The organism is Corallincola luteus, from assembly GCF_004336975.1.
In the GTDB taxonomy this organism is placed as follows: Bacteria; Pseudomonadota; Gammaproteobacteria; order Enterobacterales; family Neiellaceae; genus Corallincola; species Corallincola holothuriorum.
The window spans coordinates 148,744-163,998 of record NZ_SJXE01000004.1 but is presented as its reverse complement, the minus strand read 5'-3'; the positions used below and the strand labels follow the sequence as shown (position 1 = coordinate 163,998).

Here is a 15,255-nt window from a genome sequence, read left to right as displayed (position 1 = left end):
ACATTTGTCAAGGTTATGGTGGTGCTGGTTTTACTGGCACCGTCACTAACGAGTGCCCAGCTTACTGATTCAGAAGCGCTGTTAGAGCAGGCCGAACGTCTTCGAGTTAGCGATACAGAGCAAGTGAGGGCCTTAATCAGTCGTTTGCAAACTGATCCTACCCTAACTACGACACAGTCCGTTCGGTTGGCTTTGTTGCAGGCTCACCAACATGCGCTGCGTGGGGAATATGAATCTGCTAAGCATCGACTTTCTGAGCTGTTTTATAGTGATTTGACACCTTCTCAGGAATTACGCGCTTACCATCTGTTGAGTCAGATAGCTGACCTGGAAAGCGACTATAGCCGAGCGTTCTCTTATCTAAATTATGCACTACAGCTTCTGCCGAAAGTGACATCGGATAATGCCAAACTCATTATATTAAGCTTGGCTGCGGAGCTGTTTTCCCGTGCTAGTGCTCATGACAAGGCGTTGCAATATGTCGAGCAGGCGGTAGCTATATCGACGATTGCGGATGGTGTGACAGATAGTGAACGTTGCATGGTGGCGAAGACCGCTTCGGTCATCTACCTCAACATGTCACGGTATGACGCCGCATTAAAGACAGCAGAGCAACAGTTAGGGTATTGCCAGTTATCTTCAGAAAAGCTTTATGCTGCCAATGCCCACAGCGTGATAGCGGATGTTTATGTGAATCGCTTAGCTTATGAGCAAGCCTTAGAGCACTACGAGCTGGCGGAAAATGATTTTGTTGAGCTCAACTACCTCTATGGCGTGATAAATACCCGTTTAGCCAAAGCCAGTTTGGCCGTAGAACTCGGTACGCCAGCAACATCATTAGCGATGTTAGCATCCTTGATCCCCAACGCGATAGAAAACAACCTTTGGGACGAGTTACAACAACCTTTTCTGCTCGCTGCTGAGTTAAGTGAACAGCAAGGGGATCTGAAATCCGCACTTATCTACTATCGCCAGTATATGGTCGCGGTGCAGAAAGTGATGGATGACAACAAGGCGATGCGTATCGCTTACCTGCAGACAGAATTTGAAACTGAGCAGCAAGCGCAACAGCTAGAGCTGCTTGAAAAAGATAAAGTACTGTTGACGTTGCGTGAGCACACTATAAATCAACAACGCTGGTTATTGGCCTCTATTTTAGCTGGCGCAGTATTGCTATTGATTGTGCTGTTGATGGCGCTGACTCGCTATCGGCAACGAAATTTATATTATCGCCAACTCTCCGAAGTTGATGGTTTAACGAAAGTGTTTAACCGCAGACATGCCTATGAGCATGGCGAGAAACTGCTTAAGTCCAGTTTGGCTTGTAGCGAACCCTTTGCAGTAATTATGGCGGATATCGATCACTTTAAAGCTGTCAATGACAGTTATGGTCACCGTATCGGTGATCGCGTATTGCAAACGGTAGCGAATCAGCTAAAAGAGGGATTACGCGGTCATGACATTATCGCCAGAGCCGGTGGCGAAGAGTTCGTATTGTTTTTACCGCGGGCCAGTTATCAGCAGGCGATGCATATTGCTGAGCGATGCAAAAGCGCCTTACGACCTATTCAGGCTGAAAACAGGACTGTCACGATTACATTAAGCTTCGGTATATCGGTTGCTGAAGGACAAGCTATTACATTAAGTGAACTGGTAGAACAAGCCGATCAAGCGTTATACGCGTCGAAAAATAGTGGTCGTAACCGCATCTCTTTGTACCGCGAGATTGAAGAGAACCCGGCGAAGAGCGACAAGGAGTTAGCCATTGTTAAAGGCGAATAATTTGCTTAGAGGTAAATTGGTGATCACTGGGTTTGGGATACAGTTAGGTCGTCATTTGACTCGACGCGTCGAGTCGGAACTTGATAAAGCAGATGTTGTGTTGGCGATGATGGATGATTTTTCGTTGACCTGGTTAAAAGGCAAGTATCCGGCGTTGATAGACCTTTCGCTGTTGTATGGCAAAGATGGAGAGAAAGATCGCAGGCAAACCTATCGGGAAATGGAACTCGCTATACTGGAGCCTTTACGAGCAGGAAAGAATGTATGCGCTATCTTTTATGGTCACCCGGGGGTTTTCGCTGATGTGCCTCACGCCGCTATTAAGCAGGCGAGGGAAGAGGGCTATGAAGCGATTATGGAACCCGCGATCTCTGCAGACGCCTGCTTGTATGCTGATCTAGGTTTAGATCCTGGCATGAGTGGTTTGCAGTCCTATGAGGCGACACAATTCTTAGTTTATCAGCGACCGTTAGATCCGTCGGCTTTGGTGGTGCTTTGGCAAATTGGTGTGGTCGGCGATCTGACGTGCACTCAGTTTCACACTTATAGCGATCGTGTACAGGCACTCGTGACCAAGTTGTTGCGTTGGTATGAACCAGAACATGAAGTGATCCTTTATGAAGCGGCAGTTCTACCCATTGAGGGGCATCGCGAAGAAAGGTTGCCTTTATCTGAATTACCCAATGCCAGTTTTAAAACTATTACTACCTTAGTGATCCCGCCTAAACTCGAGTGGCTAGCGGATCATGAAGCATTAGCATCGCTTGGCGTGACTGAAGATGCCCTGTTGTAAGTAGCTATGCCTGAAGCAAGTGATACATTGAATCAACGAATTTGGCAGGTCGTCTCAGCAATTCCCGTTGGTACGGTCGCTAGCTATGGCGATGTAGCAAAGCGCGCTGGCTTGCCTGGCTATGCGCGATATGTAGGTAGAGTACTGCGTAATTTGCCACCGTCTTCAACTTTGCCCTGGCATAGGGTGATTAAAGCCGATGGGCGGTTAGCCTTTATGTCGGGCTCAGACTCTGAACGTCGCCAGATAGCCTGCTTGACAAAGGAGGGGGTGCTGGTGAGGCGAGGGCGCGTCGATATGAAGCGATATGCTTGGCACCAATAGCCAGTTTTATGTCTGACTTGCTATTGGCACCAAGCATGGCATTAGCTCTTTGAAGCGGGGATTAATTCCAATTCAACTCTGCGGTTACATGCGCGACCATCTTGCGTGTCGTTGCTACACATTGGCATACGCTTACCGTAGCCTTGAGCGTGCATTTTCCGGCTCTCTACACCAACACCACGCATATATACCAGAACAGCCATAGCGCGTTCATTGGATAACCGATCGTTTATTGCATCTGAGCCTGTGCTATCAGTGTGGCCACTGATAACCAGTTCGGTGTCATCGAACTCACCGAGTACCTTAGCTACGCTATTGAGCGGGTTGTAAATGGCTGGGCTCAGGCTGGATTTACCTGTTTCAAATGCGATTTGATCACGCATAATTAAGCGTATGCGGTCATCTTCTCGCTGCACCTGAACACCACTATTAACCAACTCTTTGCGCAGTGCCGCCTCCTGTTCGTCTAGTTGATAACCGATGGCGCCACCTGTTGCTCCCCCGGCCACACAACCGATCGCCGCGGCTTTTTTATCTTTAATCATGGCACCAAGCAGTGCACCGCCAGCACAACCTAAAAGCGCGCCTTTCGTGGTTGAGTTAGTTTCTTCTTCCCCTGTTATGGCGTTTTGCCGTGTTGTCTGACAGCCAGAGAGCGCTAATACAGATATCAAAATTGTAGAGGTTATAACTGAACGCATATTTAAAGCCTTAAAATACAAATAGATGATTTAAAATTTATAACAAAATCGTTTTCTAATTAGAAAAATGGGCAGGCCATATCAGATTTGAACCATACCATGACAAAAGTGTTGGATAAAGTTGGGCGAAACGGCCTAGTTTACCTTTTTGTTCGAGTCTTTTAGTTGCATAAAAGTTCGCAGAAGTTGGCTTGCCTCTTGTTTTTCTTTCGCTGTTAATGGTTCGTAGCCTCTTGGGTATGGCCAGCCGTATCCCCAACGAAATTGCGTGGGTAAGAAAGGAGTGCCTCCAATACGTACACCGTTTAGCATGAGCTCGGCAACCATGGGTTCACCTATATCGGCGACACACTGTTTTAATGCTAAATCAGCTTCGACACGTTGCTTCGATGTTCCGCCCATCCAGTAGGCAATGTCGTGAGATTCACAACAGGCTAGCCAAAGCGTTCGTTGCATAAGTGTACCGTCGGGGAAGAGGCTGCATCCATCAGTTGTGAAGGGCTTCAATTCAATGGTGTTGGCAAAGCCATTTGGAAGCAACAAGACTAACAGAGCGATCACTTGTGAGGCGGATAACAGGTAACGTACTAGCCGCATCGGTACCTTCCTTTCACTTCGGCGGGCATCATCTTCATCTGCTGAGTAATCATTGCTTCGAATACCCGATAGAGCGGCTGCGTATTGAACTCTTCTAAGTGTTCAAGCGTGCAAGCTACGGCCTCGAGTGTTGACAGCTGTTCCGGTTTAGGGGCTTTTCTTATGGTGTATTGTGACTCGCTGGCGGTGCTTAGAACAATACTTCTAAATTGGGCTAGCCAAGGGTTGTGATGGTAAAGTTTCAGCGCTTTACGCCAAGTTCCATCGAGTACGATGATAGCTTGTGGCTGGCGCAGAGCAACAGTGGCGCCCCAATGTTCTACTGAGATTGAGCTGTCCGTGGGAAACAGAACCGCGACGCTTGTTCCTTGGGCCGCCTGTTTAACTATTTCATCTCGTAGTGAGGTGAAATCGCTTTCCGATTCGCCAACCACCACTTTGATATTACTCAGCGCCAGTTGCAGCAGTCGTACAGTGCCTTTTGCCTTATTAACCTCACTCGGGTGCTGCAAAACGTAGACCTGCGTTTTGTTTTGCGTTCGAGAGACCCAAGCACAAACGCAGGTTTTGCGCGGATAGTGGCACACCAAACAGCGCTGTCGTTTCTCTTCAGGTTGCTTGGGCATCGACTACTGACAACCTTCCACGTGTGCCGGTATGGCTTGTAGTTTGCTCTGATACTCTGTTGAGCGGAACAGGTCGCTGAATCCTTCTGCCAGAGTTTCAGGTTGTTGCGCTAGCTGGTATTGCCAAGACGCGAGTGACGCGCAGAGCGCACCGTTACTTTGGCAAGCTGCTTCTAGTGTATCGGTGTCAAAGCTTGCCGCCCAATCGGCGAATGGCAAAGCCGCTGGCAAAGCCTGTGGCGCATCTCTACCGACCTGTCGAACTAACTGCTGTTCGAACTGAAGCTTCCAACTGCGTTGCTCTTGGCGTGCAACCGCCAACTGCGCCAACTGTGGATAGCGCATCTGTAACCAATGTCTCGACCATTGCTCTAATGCCAACTGTTGTTCTGTATATCGGTCGAACTGAGATAACAGACATTGCTTGTTTAAGCCAGATTGATATTCGCCTACTGCTGCTGGCGCTGCGGCGACCAGATAGCTTAGATCGGTATCACCAGACGGTCTTAACTGCGCATGAAACTTCGCCTTACTGTCAGGGACTATCGGCATTGCAATCTCGGATTCCGCAACGATAGCTTGTTGGCTTCGCATCGACTTTTTCGCAAGCGTTACCTCGCCTGGGCCTCCGCCGGTATTTTGCGGTACCGGCTTAAGTTGTGCTACTTCGTCAAAACTCAGAGGCATGGTTTCGGATGGTGTCAGACTGTCCACTATCGCCCATTCGCTACCGCGATAGATCACCGATACCAGAACGAAGCTGGCGGCAATGGCTAACCAGCGCCACTGAGGAGAGCGTCGCCGCGCGCTTTTATGAGCCATGCTGAGTATGCTTTGCTCGAGATCAGCTGGCATCGATGGCTCAGCCGTTTGTTCCTTCTGGAACTGCTGAGATATTGGATGATCGCCATCCAGGTACTTTTCGAATTCATAATCAGGCCTCTGCATATTGGGCCTCCAGTGTTGAACGAAGTTTTCTAAATGCCAGTTTTAGTCTGCTTTTTGCTGTTTCATAACCCACGCCGGTAATATCCGCGACTTCCTGTACACTCATGCCTGATTCTTTGAGCAAAAATGCTTCTTTTTGAACGAAAGGCAGTGCGGCAACTTGCGTCATCAAGGCGCTGGCGGTTTGTTCACTGGCTAGCCGCACTTCGGGCCCAGTGGTGTAGAGCAAATTATCATCAAGCGATTCGCTGGGCTTCTGTGTCCGCCAGTGGTCGATCACTTTACGACGACCTATGGTGAACAAGTAGGTTTGAAACTTTGCTGTTGGTTGATAACTTGCAGAGTGCCGAATAACCGATTCCCATGTCTCTTGGCATAGTTCATCTGCTAACGCGCCCGGCAGCTGTTGCCTTAGAAAGCCGTATAGACGCTGTTTATAACGACTGAACAGTCGATTAAACGCGGTCGAATCACCTTTGGCGAAACGCTGCATCAACTGTTCATCGGTGACCATCTCGGTCATTGCACCTGCTCCTTATACACCTGATTCGCTATTAAGCTTCGCCAGCTCAACTAGTTCGATGAATTGGCTCTGAAGCGGTGTGGCGTTTGTCTCGCTGGCCGGATTAGCCAATGTCAGAATGGCATCATAATCGAAATCACCAATAAATTTCCCCCCTTGTAACTTTTGTCCAAACGCAGCGACCGCGGTTGCCAGTTTAAAGTTATTGCTAACAGCGGCTGGATTCTTAATCTGGTCGGCAGTGACAGGGCGTTCAATCAGCAATGACTGTTTGCTTTCTGGCTGCTTATATCGCAACTTAATAAACGCAATTTCTTCACTCTTGCTTGGTTGTGGTTGATGCTCATTTTGGTAACGTAACGGGTCTGTGGAAGGTTGTTTTGCATCGACCATGGTGAGCTCGTACAGGGCCGTCACTGTGTGACCTGCGCCAATATCACCGGCATCTACTTTGTCATTATTAAACTCATCATTTGATAGCATCCGATTCTCGTAACCAATCAGACGATATTCAAGAACGTGGGAGGGATTAAATTCTACTTGGATCTTTACATCCTTGGCGATCGTTAGCAAAGTACCGCCCATCTGATCTATCAGCACTTTCTTAGCTTCCAGCAGCGTATCAATATAGGCAGCGTTTCCGTTACCGACATCAGCAATCTGTTCCATCAATTCGTCGTTGTAGTTACCATGGCCAAAGCTCAGTGTGGTGAGACTGATGCCATCCTCGCGCTTTCGAGCCACCAGCTGTTTTAGCGCGTCAATATTGGTGGTACCAACATTAAGATCGCCGTCACTACACAATATGATGCGGTTAACACCGTCTGCCACTAGTGCATCTTCGGCCAACTGATACGCCAACATAATGCCAGCTTCGCCATTGGTTGAACCACCCGCTTCAAGCTGGTCAATCGCTTGAAAAATGGTTGCTTTTTGATCGCCTGTGGTGGGTGACAAAACGATGCCCGCTTGACCTGCATAGACAACGAGCGACAGCGTATCTATGTCTCGCATTTGCGATGCCAGCATTCGCAATGATCGTTTGACCAAAGGCAGCTTGGCTTCACTTTGCATAGAGCCACTGACATCAACCAGGAAAACTAAGTTGGCGGGTGGTAATGCCTTATTGCTACTGAGCTCATACCCTTTTAAACCGATCTGGAGAAGTAAACGATCATTGTCCCAAGGCGAAGGGGCTATTTCCGTACTGACGGTGAAGGGTTGCTCTACTGAGTTCGGGGCCGGGTAGTCATAACTAAAATAATTCACCATCTCTTCTACGCGAACAGCGTGATGATTAGGCAAGGCCCCCTGATTTAAGATACGACGCACATTGCTATAGCTGCTGGTGTCGACGTCAATGGAGAAAGTCGAAACAGGTTGCTCGAGAACCTTAGTAATAGGATTTGAGGTGTATGCCTGATAGTTTTCTCGATTTTTTTCTGCGGGTGCTTGGCGAGCAGGACGGGGCATGACCAAGGCTATACTCATATCACTGTGGGCAACGGACTTTTGTTGCCGTTTTTCCATCGCTACTTGTCGCGCCTGGATCTCCGCTTCCACGGCGTTACCGGCCGTTTCCTCGTTATCGGTTTCGTTGTAATAGCTACATGCCGTGGTGAATACACCCGTAATAATTGAAAGCAGGATAATGTGGCGCATTTGATCACCTTAGTTGTTCGCGCTGTTTCCCTGTTAAACGCGGCGAATGGGATCTGGGGCAATCTGTTTGCGAATGTAATTAGGGTGCTGAAGTCTGCAACGGTGCCAACGAACGCTTTTTATTGAGTTCACTGATGATTTGATCCCGCTGTTGTGAGGACATCGAGCGCCAGTTAGTGATCTGAATTAACGTGCGCTTACAGCCAATACACGCATTATCGATGAGCTTGCAGTTGCCAATGCAAGGGGAAACTATCTGCTTAGGCGTGGGGGTGTTGTTCATCTTCGGTTCTTATCTGTTAGATAGCGTGACGACTAATCTGTCTTAAGCTAAAGAATGCCAGATCTTTATTATTTGTCACTAATAGAGGTCAGTAAGTGTTTTGGCACGGTTAATGTGGACTACTATGCAGCTAGCCTAAAAGAAATAGACGCTGCGTTTTATGTCACATTCTGTTAGCATACGCGGCTGTTTTTGTGAGCTACTTCAAAAAGTGTCGGGTCTTAAATGTTATCCAAGTTATTTGCATCTTTAACGCAAAATCCACGGGCGGATTTGCTCTCAGGTTTGACAGTGGCTTTGGCCCTGATCCCTGAAGCAGTCGCGTTCGCCTTTGTTGCTGGTGTGCACCCGCTGGTGGGATTGTATGCAGCATTTATGGTCGGTTTGATCACGGCTTGTATCGGTGGTCGCCCAGGCATGATCTCTGGGGCAACCGGGGCTTTGGCTGTTGTGATGGTGGCGCTAGTGGCCGAAGCTACTCGGCGCTATGGTGCGGATGCAGGTGTGCAATACCTCTTCGCGTCAGTGGTTTTGATGGGCTTTATTCAGATCACAGCTGGGGCGTTAAAACTGGGCAAGTTCATTCGTATGGTGCCGACACCTGTAATGCTTGGTTTCGTTAACGGTCTGGCTATTGTCATCTTCCTTGCTCAACTGCCACAATTACAGTCATTTACACCGGAAGGGAAGTGGGGCTGGTTATCTGGTGACTGGCTAAGTGGGATGCAACTTGTCCTCATGTTGGGAGCCGTGGGTATTACAATGGCGATCACCCACTTTCTACCCCGATTCACTAAAGCGATTCCATCTGCTCTGGTAGCGATTGTGACTGTTAGTGTGGTTGTTTTGATGTTTGATTTAGACACCAAGCGCGTTGGTGACCTCGCTAGTATCGCTGGTGAACTACCAAGTTTTGCGTTGCCCCAGGTGCCGTTGAACTGGGAAACGCTGCAGTTAATCTTACCTTATTCAATTATCTTCGCTGCAATTGGTTTGATCGAGTCATTGCTAACCGTGACTGTGATTGACGATATGACAGATACCCGCGGTAAAGGTAATAAAGAGTGTGTCGCACAGGGTGTGGCTAACGTCGTGACGGGTAGTTTTGGTGGCATGGGTGGCTGTGCCATGATCGGGCAAAGTATGATCAATGTCAGCTCAGGTGGTCGGGGTCGTTTATCTGGTATCGCCGCAGCCTTATTCTTGCTTGGCTTCATTTTGTGGGGGGCACCGCTGATCGAACAGATCCCCATCGCCGCGCTGGTCGGTGTGATGTTTATGGTGGTAATCGCAACATTTGAATGGTCTAGTTTCCGTATTTTGAGCAAGGTGCCGAGGCATGACGCATTTGTGCTGATCCTGGTATCTGGTGTAACTGTGGTGACAGATCTGGCGATCGCCGTTGTTGTCGGTGTTATCGTCGCTGCGTTAGTTTTTGCCTGGGAGCACGCTAAACATATCGGTGTCAGGGATTCTATCGATAAAGATGGCTGGAAGATCTATAAACTGGATGGACCGCTATTTTTTGGTTCAGTCAGTGATTTTAAAGAGTTGTTCGATCCGAAAAACGATCCTGATGATGTCGTTATTGAGTTTAAACGGGCGAGGGTATGTGATCACTCTGGCTTGGAAGCGATTGATTCGATCGCCGAAAAATACTTAGCGGAAGGTAAACGTTTGCACCTGCGCCATTTAAGTGCTGAATGTCGAATGTTGTTAAGTAAAGCGGGTAACTTGGTTGAAGTGAATGTGATTGAAGATCCGTCATATCATGTTGCTGCTGACAAGTTAGACTAACGCTTCGGTTTTAACTGCGTCATTTCAAAAAAGTCAGCCTATGGGCTGACTTTTTTGTATCCGCTACTCGTAGAAACGCGCCATCATCCTATCGCAATATTGGTTTAAGTTTGGATAGTTATGGCTCAGTTGTGTGAGGGGGGTTGATGGCTTGGAGAGACATACGTTGGCGAGTACGCCGAATACGCTGGCATCAACACTGCAGGGTTGCTCGCCCATCATATATGGCTTATCTGCCAGGTAGAAAGACAATGCTTGTAAATCCTTATCAGCAATCTGCCATATCTCTTTTGCTGAGTGCCTAGACAACCCTTGACCCCAAAGGTCACGCTTTATCTTCCTGCGGAGTACAGTAGCTACTAATGGACGGATAATTCCAGGAAGTGGTTTAAAGAACTCCTGCCTTATGTGCGCCCATCCGGTGTCGTCCTGCCAGCGGCTATAGACCAGCACCCAGTAAAGGTGCTCATTACATAAACGGGAGAAGCTCTTAGAGATCGCCTTTTGCTCTTGAGTTAGCCACGCGTCAACTTGCTTTGCCTCGTTAGCTAGCAAATGTTCAATGATAAGCTCTGAATCGCCTAGTACCTTACCGTTCATAACAACGTAGGGCATTTTGCTTTTGGGCGCGTTGCGCAGATCTGCCCCGTAATGGTTGCGGTAATCTAGTCCTGCAATTTTTAAAAAGGTCTCAAGCTTAAGGCACAATGAACTCGCATTAGGCACGCCCAAAGAGGGAGGAAACTGGTACAGATCAATCATTTGACAGCCTTCACTCTAATTATGGGGATATCATAGCGAAGTGTTCTTAGATTTTGATTGTTTTATGTTCAAAGTATTACTTAACACACAGTTTGGCTAAGCGTGTTGTTTTACATCACCGGGTGCGAGTAATTTCAATCCTCGCCCAATCAGTATATGGGCGCATAAACCACCGAAGAACATGGCTATGACCATTGGCGCTGCACCGTCGCCATGGCCCTGGGCAACAGCGATACTAAATAGCGCGCCCATAGCGAATTGAGTCGCACCAAGCAGCGCCGATGTCGAACCAGCGTTCATGCTAAACCTCTCTAGTAACAGGCTACTGGCGTTGGGAAATACAAAACTATTTAACCCCATAAATATTGCACATAAAGGGACAAGGAGCCAAAGGGAGACGATGTCCATGGAGACACATATAGCTAATGTTGAAATAGCTGCCAACTGACAGTGTTGCGCCTTACGTAGCACGGTTCTTGGGCCAAATAGTCGTGCTAAACGGCTATTAAACGCGGCTCCTAACATCATCACCACCACGTTAGCCCCAAAGTAAAAACCAAAATTCTGTGGATCGATCTTTAATACTTCAATGTAGACATAAGGCGAAGCCGTTAGAAAGGCAAAGAAAGCGCCACTATTGAGCGCCATACCAAGCAACCAAGGCCACAATAATGGCCGTTTTACTACGCTAAGGTAGTTGTTCTTTATGTTGCCAAAGTTAAGCGCATGTCTATGTTTGTTTGATTCTTTGAGCGCAAAAAAGCTCCATAGCAGCACCATTAATGACCAAGCACCTAAGAACACAAAAATACTCCGCCAGCCGAAAAAGTGTAGCAGCATGCCGCCTAATGTCGGTGCTAACATTGGCGCTAACGTCATCACCATAATAATGGTTGAACGCACTACGATCGCTTCATGTCCACGATAGCGATCAGTAATGATCGCGTTGATGACCACGGAGCCGGATGCGCCGCCGAGTGCTTGTAACACTCTGACCCAAAGGAATTCGTTAGGCGTAGTAACGTTAGCGAGATAAAAACTGGACAACGAAAAGATCGTTAAACCGAGCAGGGCGATGGGGCGTCGGCCCAATGCATCGGTTAACGGACCGTGAATCAGCTGCCCGATGGCAAAGCCGATCAAAAATGTACTCATTGAACCCTGAATGGTGCTTAACGGCGTAGAAAAATCGCGCGCCATACTTGGCATCGCTGGCAAATACATATCGATAGCAAGGGGAGTCAGTGCAACGATAGAGGCAAGAAGTAGAACGCTCCGCCACATAATAGAAGCGCATCCTTAATTATCAGGTAAGAGTTTTGTATAGCCGAAACTACGTTAGGTTGTTTTACGGCGCATGTTGCTATACCGCTTGTAACTATAGTGCAGTAAAGGTGGTCGTAACTGGTTCATTCTAACCGCCTAGTGGAGTTAAAGATCTGAATTATTTAGTTTTACAGTAACGATTTGTAACAGAGCTGATAGACTCAACTGCATAACCGAGTTCGGCGAAAGCGTCGACGAGACCCAAACAAACGTTTTCAAAGGGGTTGATAATGGGGGAATTATGGAATTAACGTTTATCGACGGCGTACTAAGTTTAGATTCATACCTTACTGTAACAATCGGGATTGTGGTTCTGTTTATTGGTCGACGGCTGAACAGTGCGATCGGGTTTCTCAAAGAGTTTAGTATTCCAGAGCCTGTTACCGGTGGACTACTTATTTCTATCCTTATTGGTATTGTTTATGGGCTATTTGGTGTGGAAGTACAGTTTGATCTGCAGGCCAGAGATGTACTGCTGATCTATTTCTTTACCACCATAGGTATTAACGCCAGCCTGAAAGACCTGCTTAAAGGCGGTTTGCCCTTGGTTATTCTGCTGGGGCTGACCGTTAGCTATATGGTCATTCAGAACCTAACGGGGATAGGTGTCGCTGCAGCTTTTGGGCTTGAAGGCGCTGTGGGTATGCTCAGTGGTTCGGTCTCGCTGATTGGTGGGCATGGTACTGCTATCGCGTGGGCTCCTCGCATCAGTGAAGAGTTTGGTATTTCGAATGCCATGGAGATCGGTATTGCCAGTGCCACTTTTGGTTTGATATTGGCCAGTCTGATGGGCGGTCCAATTGCCAAGTACCTTATTAATCGACATGATCTTAAACCAGCGCAGCAAGCGCCGATAGATATTGGTGTTGTTGATGAAAAAGCGGGCGGACAAAACATCACCGCGTTTGGTTTCCTCGATGCCGTGCTTGCTATTCATATCAGCGCCATTTTAGGTATGTTCTTGAACGAAGGTGTTGCTTCACTTGGCTTGCAATTACCTCTGTTTGTGACCTGTCTGTTCGCCGGTATACTAATTACTAACTTGTTACCTGATTCTTTTCCTCGGATCAGCGGTACCAAGTGGCCCTCAAGAACACCTGAAGTCGCATTAATCGCTGATCTGGCATTGGGTACTTTTTTAGCGATGTCTTTGATGAGCATGCAGTTATGGAGCTTAATCGATCTTGCTGGCCCTATGTTTACCATCCTCGCTGCGCAATTTGTCATGGCAATATTGATTAACATCTTTGTTATCTTTCCTGCCATGGGTAAAAACTATGACGCAGCGGTTGTGTGCTCCGGTTTTGGTGGTATCTCCCTGGGCTCCACTCCCACAGCCATGGCGAATATGTCTGCAGTCTCACAGCGTTATGGTACATCCCATTTGGCGTTTATTATTGTGCCTTTGGTTTGTGCATTCTTTATTGATTTGGTGAATGCACTGATGATCCCATTCTTTTTGGCAAACTTTTAGCAAACCAGCAGGGAAGGTGGCTTGGGCTGCTTTTCCTGCTTTTTATTAGCTAATCTGTGACGCCGCAGGGAGTGGCAGGTGTTTATCGAGCCCAGAGTAGGGTTCCGGCGCGGCGTTCGACGGCGTCTTTCTGTTGCTATAACGAAAAATCGTTGTTGGAGAGCCGTTGCATATAGCGTTTGGCAAGAAGGTTCAGTGTTGATGCGCGTTGTTCGCATCGATAATGAACGACTTGCTCCGACAATACCCACAATAGACTGAGTAACGTGTATAGCGTTTGTGCGCTCTGCCACGCTAATTGTTCGTTCCGATTACTCGTACTAATGCCCCGTTGTGCTGCGTAATGTCGCCATAACAGGTCACTATTGTAGCTATCTAGCGCGTCGGTTGCGCTGGCAAGGTCAAATAGTGGATGACCTTGATCTGCATACTCAAAATCGATTAACTGCATTCTGTCGTTGCCGATCAAAATATTCTCAGGTGTTAAGTCGTGATGGCAAACACACGAGGGCAGTTTACTCTGTTCAATTGAACTGACGATGTTTGGTATTTGAGTGATATACGGCTTCAGCGCAGTGAGCCACTGAGCATGCGATTTTTCAGTCAGGTTATTCCAGTAGTATTCAACGCGGTGCTGATATGAATATGACGTGGTGGGCAGCGCAGGTAAAGCATGCAGACGAACCAATAAGCGGCTCAGAGCCTCTATATCCAATACGAAAGGCGTTTGTTGGCATACATAGTCTGTGACACAGAATTGATGCTCATGACTCCAGAACAGGAGTGCGGGTGCGATACCTATATCAGCGCATCGTTGCCAGACCAAAGCTTCATTGTGGCGATTAATCAGCGCCAAGTTTTGATTGAGAAGGCGTAGGACTTGTTTAGGCGGCTTATCCCCCTGGCTGATGGCAAAGACCGTATTGCCAAGGCCTTGATTGAGTGGGCTTATGGATAAGCTCTCCTGTGGCCCACAAAGAAGCGCTTGAGGAACGCGCGCTAAGCAGTCTCTGGCGATCAGCTCTGATGACACTGTGATAGTTCCTGCTGCCTATGCTTACGTTGCCAGCTGAAGTAGCCCAGTATTGCCAACACAATGTAGATAACGAAAAGCAACGCGGTTAGATAGAGGCCTTTTTCGAAATAAAGATAGATCGATACGCCATCGATAACTATCCAATACAACCAGTTTTGTAGCACACGGATGGCGACAAGGTAGGTGGTGTAAACTGCAAAACAGGTGGTCGCGGCATCTAAGTACGCAAACTCAGCATGGGTGTAGGTAGACATCAGGTAGCCTGCAATCAAAGAAAGCAGAGTGACTACGCTGACGATAGCAAAGTGCTTTTGCCCTGACCAAGATATAACCATTAGTTGTTGGTTCTCAGCCGTGTCCCTGTGCCAGATATAAAAGCCATAAATCGCCATTATCATGTAGTAGACATTTAGGGCTGATTCCATGAGTAGTGCAACTTGCCAAAAAAGCACGGTATATATGAGTGTGCTCGCGAATGCAGCAGGCCAGCACCATTGGTTGCGGTTCATCGCTAGTATTAGGTAGGCCAGAGCAAGTATGACAGCCACCAACTCCCATCCCCACATACCATGAAGTTGGTTTATCGCTTGCTGCCACCATGAAAAAGATTGTTCAGTCATC

Annotated in this window: 16 protein-coding genes; 5 read left to right on the top strand and 11 right to left on the bottom strand. The window is 47.7% G+C overall.

Features of this window, described 5'->3' with window-relative positions; translation table 11 throughout:
- Nucleotides 1-21 precede the first annotated feature (21 nt).
- Genes EZV61_RS10310 through EZV61_RS10300 form a run of 3 tightly spaced genes read left to right on the top strand, consistent with a single transcriptional unit; the run spans nt 22 to nt 2,899 of the window.
- The gene (locus tag EZV61_RS10310) at nt 22-1,782 is read left to right on the top strand and encodes a GGDEF domain-containing protein (protein ID WP_165569577.1); all 1,761 of its coding nucleotides are present in this window, start codon (nt 22-24) and stop codon (nt 1,780-1,782) included.
- The gene (locus EZV61_RS10305) at nt 1,766-2,575 is read left to right on the top strand and encodes an SAM-dependent methyltransferase (RefSeq protein WP_240695185.1); all 810 of its coding nucleotides are present in this window, start codon (nt 1,766-1,768) and stop codon (nt 2,573-2,575) included. The genes EZV61_RS10310 and EZV61_RS10305 overlap by 17 nt, the downstream gene beginning before the upstream one ends.
- Before the next feature lie 6 nt (nt 2,576-2,581).
- Nucleotides 2,582-2,899, top strand: coding sequence for an MGMT family protein (locus tag EZV61_RS10300; RefSeq protein ID WP_131415454.1), 318 nt, complete (start codon nt 2,582-2,584; stop codon nt 2,897-2,899).
- A 41-nt stretch (nt 2,900-2,940) separates the two neighbouring features.
- Here the strand turns inward: EZV61_RS10300 and EZV61_RS10295 are convergent, their stop codons facing one another.
- The 7 genes from EZV61_RS10295 to EZV61_RS10265 all read right to left on the bottom strand — a co-directional run bounded on the left by EZV61_RS10295 (nt 2,941) and on the right by EZV61_RS10265 (nt 8,239).
- Nucleotides 2,941-3,600, bottom strand: coding sequence for a YiaD family glycine zipper/OmpA-like lipoprotein (locus EZV61_RS10295; protein WP_131415452.1), 660 nt, complete (start codon nt 3,598-3,600; stop codon nt 2,941-2,943).
- 135 nt (nt 3,601-3,735) lie between these two features.
- Complete coding sequence (locus EZV61_RS10290; RefSeq protein WP_131415450.1) at nt 3,736-4,197, bottom strand: hypothetical protein; 462 nt, start codon at nt 4,195-4,197, stop codon at nt 3,736-3,738.
- Entirely contained in the window at nt 4,188-4,823 is a 636-nt protein-coding gene (locus EZV61_RS10285; protein ID WP_131415448.1) for a tRNA-uridine aminocarboxypropyltransferase, read from the bottom strand. The genes EZV61_RS10290 and EZV61_RS10285 overlap by 10 nt, the downstream gene beginning before the upstream one ends.
- A gap of 3 nt (nt 4,824-4,826) precedes the next feature.
- A complete protein-coding gene (locus tag EZV61_RS10280) occupies nt 4,827-5,771 on the bottom strand; it encodes a hypothetical protein (RefSeq protein ID WP_131415446.1) in 945 nt (314 codons plus the stop codon).
- Nucleotides 5,758-6,294, bottom strand: a complete 537-nt coding sequence (locus tag EZV61_RS10275; RefSeq protein WP_114336665.1) for a sigma-70 family RNA polymerase sigma factor — start codon at nt 6,292-6,294, stop codon at nt 5,758-5,760. The genes EZV61_RS10280 and EZV61_RS10275 overlap by 14 nt, the downstream gene beginning before the upstream one ends.
- A 12-nt stretch (nt 6,295-6,306) precedes the next feature.
- Complete coding sequence (locus EZV61_RS10270; protein ID WP_205695367.1) at nt 6,307-7,956, bottom strand: vWA domain-containing protein; 1,650 nt, start codon at nt 7,954-7,956, stop codon at nt 6,307-6,309.
- Nucleotides 7,957-8,035: 79 nt separating this feature from the next.
- On the bottom strand, nt 8,036-8,239 hold the full coding sequence (locus EZV61_RS10265; RefSeq protein ID WP_131415444.1) for a DUF1289 domain-containing protein: 204 nt from the start codon (nt 8,237-8,239) through the stop codon (nt 8,036-8,038).
- Nucleotides 8,240-8,464: 225 nt separating this feature from the next.
- Here EZV61_RS10265 and EZV61_RS10260 point away from each other — a divergent pair, with 225 nt between their 5' ends.
- Nucleotides 8,465-10,036, top strand: coding sequence for a SulP family inorganic anion transporter (locus EZV61_RS10260; protein ID WP_114336663.1), 1,572 nt, complete (start codon nt 8,465-8,467; stop codon nt 10,034-10,036).
- Between the two features lie 63 nt (nt 10,037-10,099).
- On the opposite strand, the gene EZV61_RS10255 is transcribed toward EZV61_RS10260, so the two are convergent.
- On the bottom strand, nt 10,100-10,798 hold the full coding sequence (locus EZV61_RS10255) for a glutathione S-transferase family protein (protein WP_131415442.1): 699 nt from the start codon (nt 10,796-10,798) through the stop codon (nt 10,100-10,102).
- Nucleotides 10,799-10,894: 96 nt separating this feature from the next.
- On the bottom strand, nt 10,895-12,082 hold the full coding sequence (locus EZV61_RS10250; RefSeq protein ID WP_131415440.1) for a Bcr/CflA family multidrug efflux MFS transporter: 1,188 nt from the start codon (nt 12,080-12,082) through the stop codon (nt 10,895-10,897).
- Between the two features lie 283 nt (nt 12,083-12,365).
- Here EZV61_RS10250 and gltS point away from each other — a divergent pair, with 283 nt between their 5' ends.
- The gene (gene gltS, locus EZV61_RS10245; protein WP_130565563.1) at nt 12,366-13,598 is read left to right on the top strand and encodes a sodium/glutamate symporter; all 1,233 of its coding nucleotides are present in this window, start codon (nt 12,366-12,368) and stop codon (nt 13,596-13,598) included.
- 136 nt (nt 13,599-13,734) lie between these two features.
- Here gltS and EZV61_RS10240 read toward each other — a convergent pair whose 3' ends face one another.
- Both EZV61_RS10240 and pnuC read right to left on the bottom strand, forming a co-directional pair.
- Nucleotides 13,735-14,631, bottom strand: a complete 897-nt coding sequence (locus EZV61_RS10240; RefSeq protein ID WP_165569576.1) for a phosphotransferase — start codon at nt 14,629-14,631, stop codon at nt 13,735-13,737.
- Nucleotides 14,616-15,254, bottom strand: coding sequence for a nicotinamide riboside transporter PnuC (gene pnuC, locus EZV61_RS10235; protein WP_131415436.1), 639 nt, complete (start codon nt 15,252-15,254; stop codon nt 14,616-14,618). Before pnuC ends, EZV61_RS10240 begins: the two co-directional genes overlap by 16 nt.
- Nucleotide 15,255: the final 1 nt, after the last annotated feature.

What these genes read in the sequence shown, in the direction of transcription:
- EZV61_RS10300 (WP_131415454.1), top strand. Translation starts at nt 2,582, where the DNA reads ATGCCTGAAGCAAGTGATACATTGAATCAACGAATTTGGCAGGTCGTC.
- EZV61_RS10295 (WP_131415452.1), bottom strand. Translation starts at nt 3,600, where the DNA reads ATGCGTTCAGTTATAACCTCTACAATTTTGATATCTGTATTAGCGCTC.
- EZV61_RS10290 (WP_131415450.1), bottom strand. Translation starts at nt 4,197, where the DNA reads ATGCGGCTAGTACGTTACCTGTTATCCGCCTCACAAGTGATCGCTCTG.
- EZV61_RS10285 (WP_131415448.1), bottom strand. Translation starts at nt 4,823, where the DNA reads ATGCCCAAGCAACCTGAAGAGAAACGACAGCGCTGTTTGGTGTGCCAC.
- EZV61_RS10280 (WP_131415446.1), bottom strand. Translation starts at nt 5,771, where the DNA reads ATGCAGAGGCCTGATTATGAATTCGAAAAGTACCTGGATGGCGATCAT.
- EZV61_RS10275 (WP_114336665.1), bottom strand. Translation starts at nt 6,294, where the DNA reads ATGACCGAGATGGTCACCGATGAACAGTTGATGCAGCGTTTCGCCAAA.
- EZV61_RS10270 (WP_205695367.1), bottom strand. Translation starts at nt 7,956, where the DNA reads ATGCGCCACATTATCCTGCTTTCAATTATTACGGGTGTATTCACCACG.
- EZV61_RS10265 (WP_131415444.1), bottom strand. Translation starts at nt 8,239, where the DNA reads ATGAACAACACCCCCACGCCTAAGCAGATAGTTTCCCCTTGCATTGGC.
- EZV61_RS10260 (WP_114336663.1), top strand. Translation starts at nt 8,465, where the DNA reads ATGTTATCCAAGTTATTTGCATCTTTAACGCAAAATCCACGGGCGGAT.
- EZV61_RS10255 (WP_131415442.1), bottom strand. Translation starts at nt 10,798, where the DNA reads ATGATTGATCTGTACCAGTTTCCTCCCTCTTTGGGCGTGCCTAATGCG.
- EZV61_RS10250 (WP_131415440.1), bottom strand. Translation starts at nt 12,082, where the DNA reads ATGTGGCGGAGCGTTCTACTTCTTGCCTCTATCGTTGCACTGACTCCC.
- gltS (WP_130565563.1), top strand. Translation starts at nt 12,366, where the DNA reads ATGGAATTAACGTTTATCGACGGCGTACTAAGTTTAGATTCATACCTT.
- pnuC (WP_131415436.1), bottom strand. Translation starts at nt 15,254, where the DNA reads ATGACTGAACAATCTTTTTCATGGTGGCAGCAAGCGATAAACCAACTT.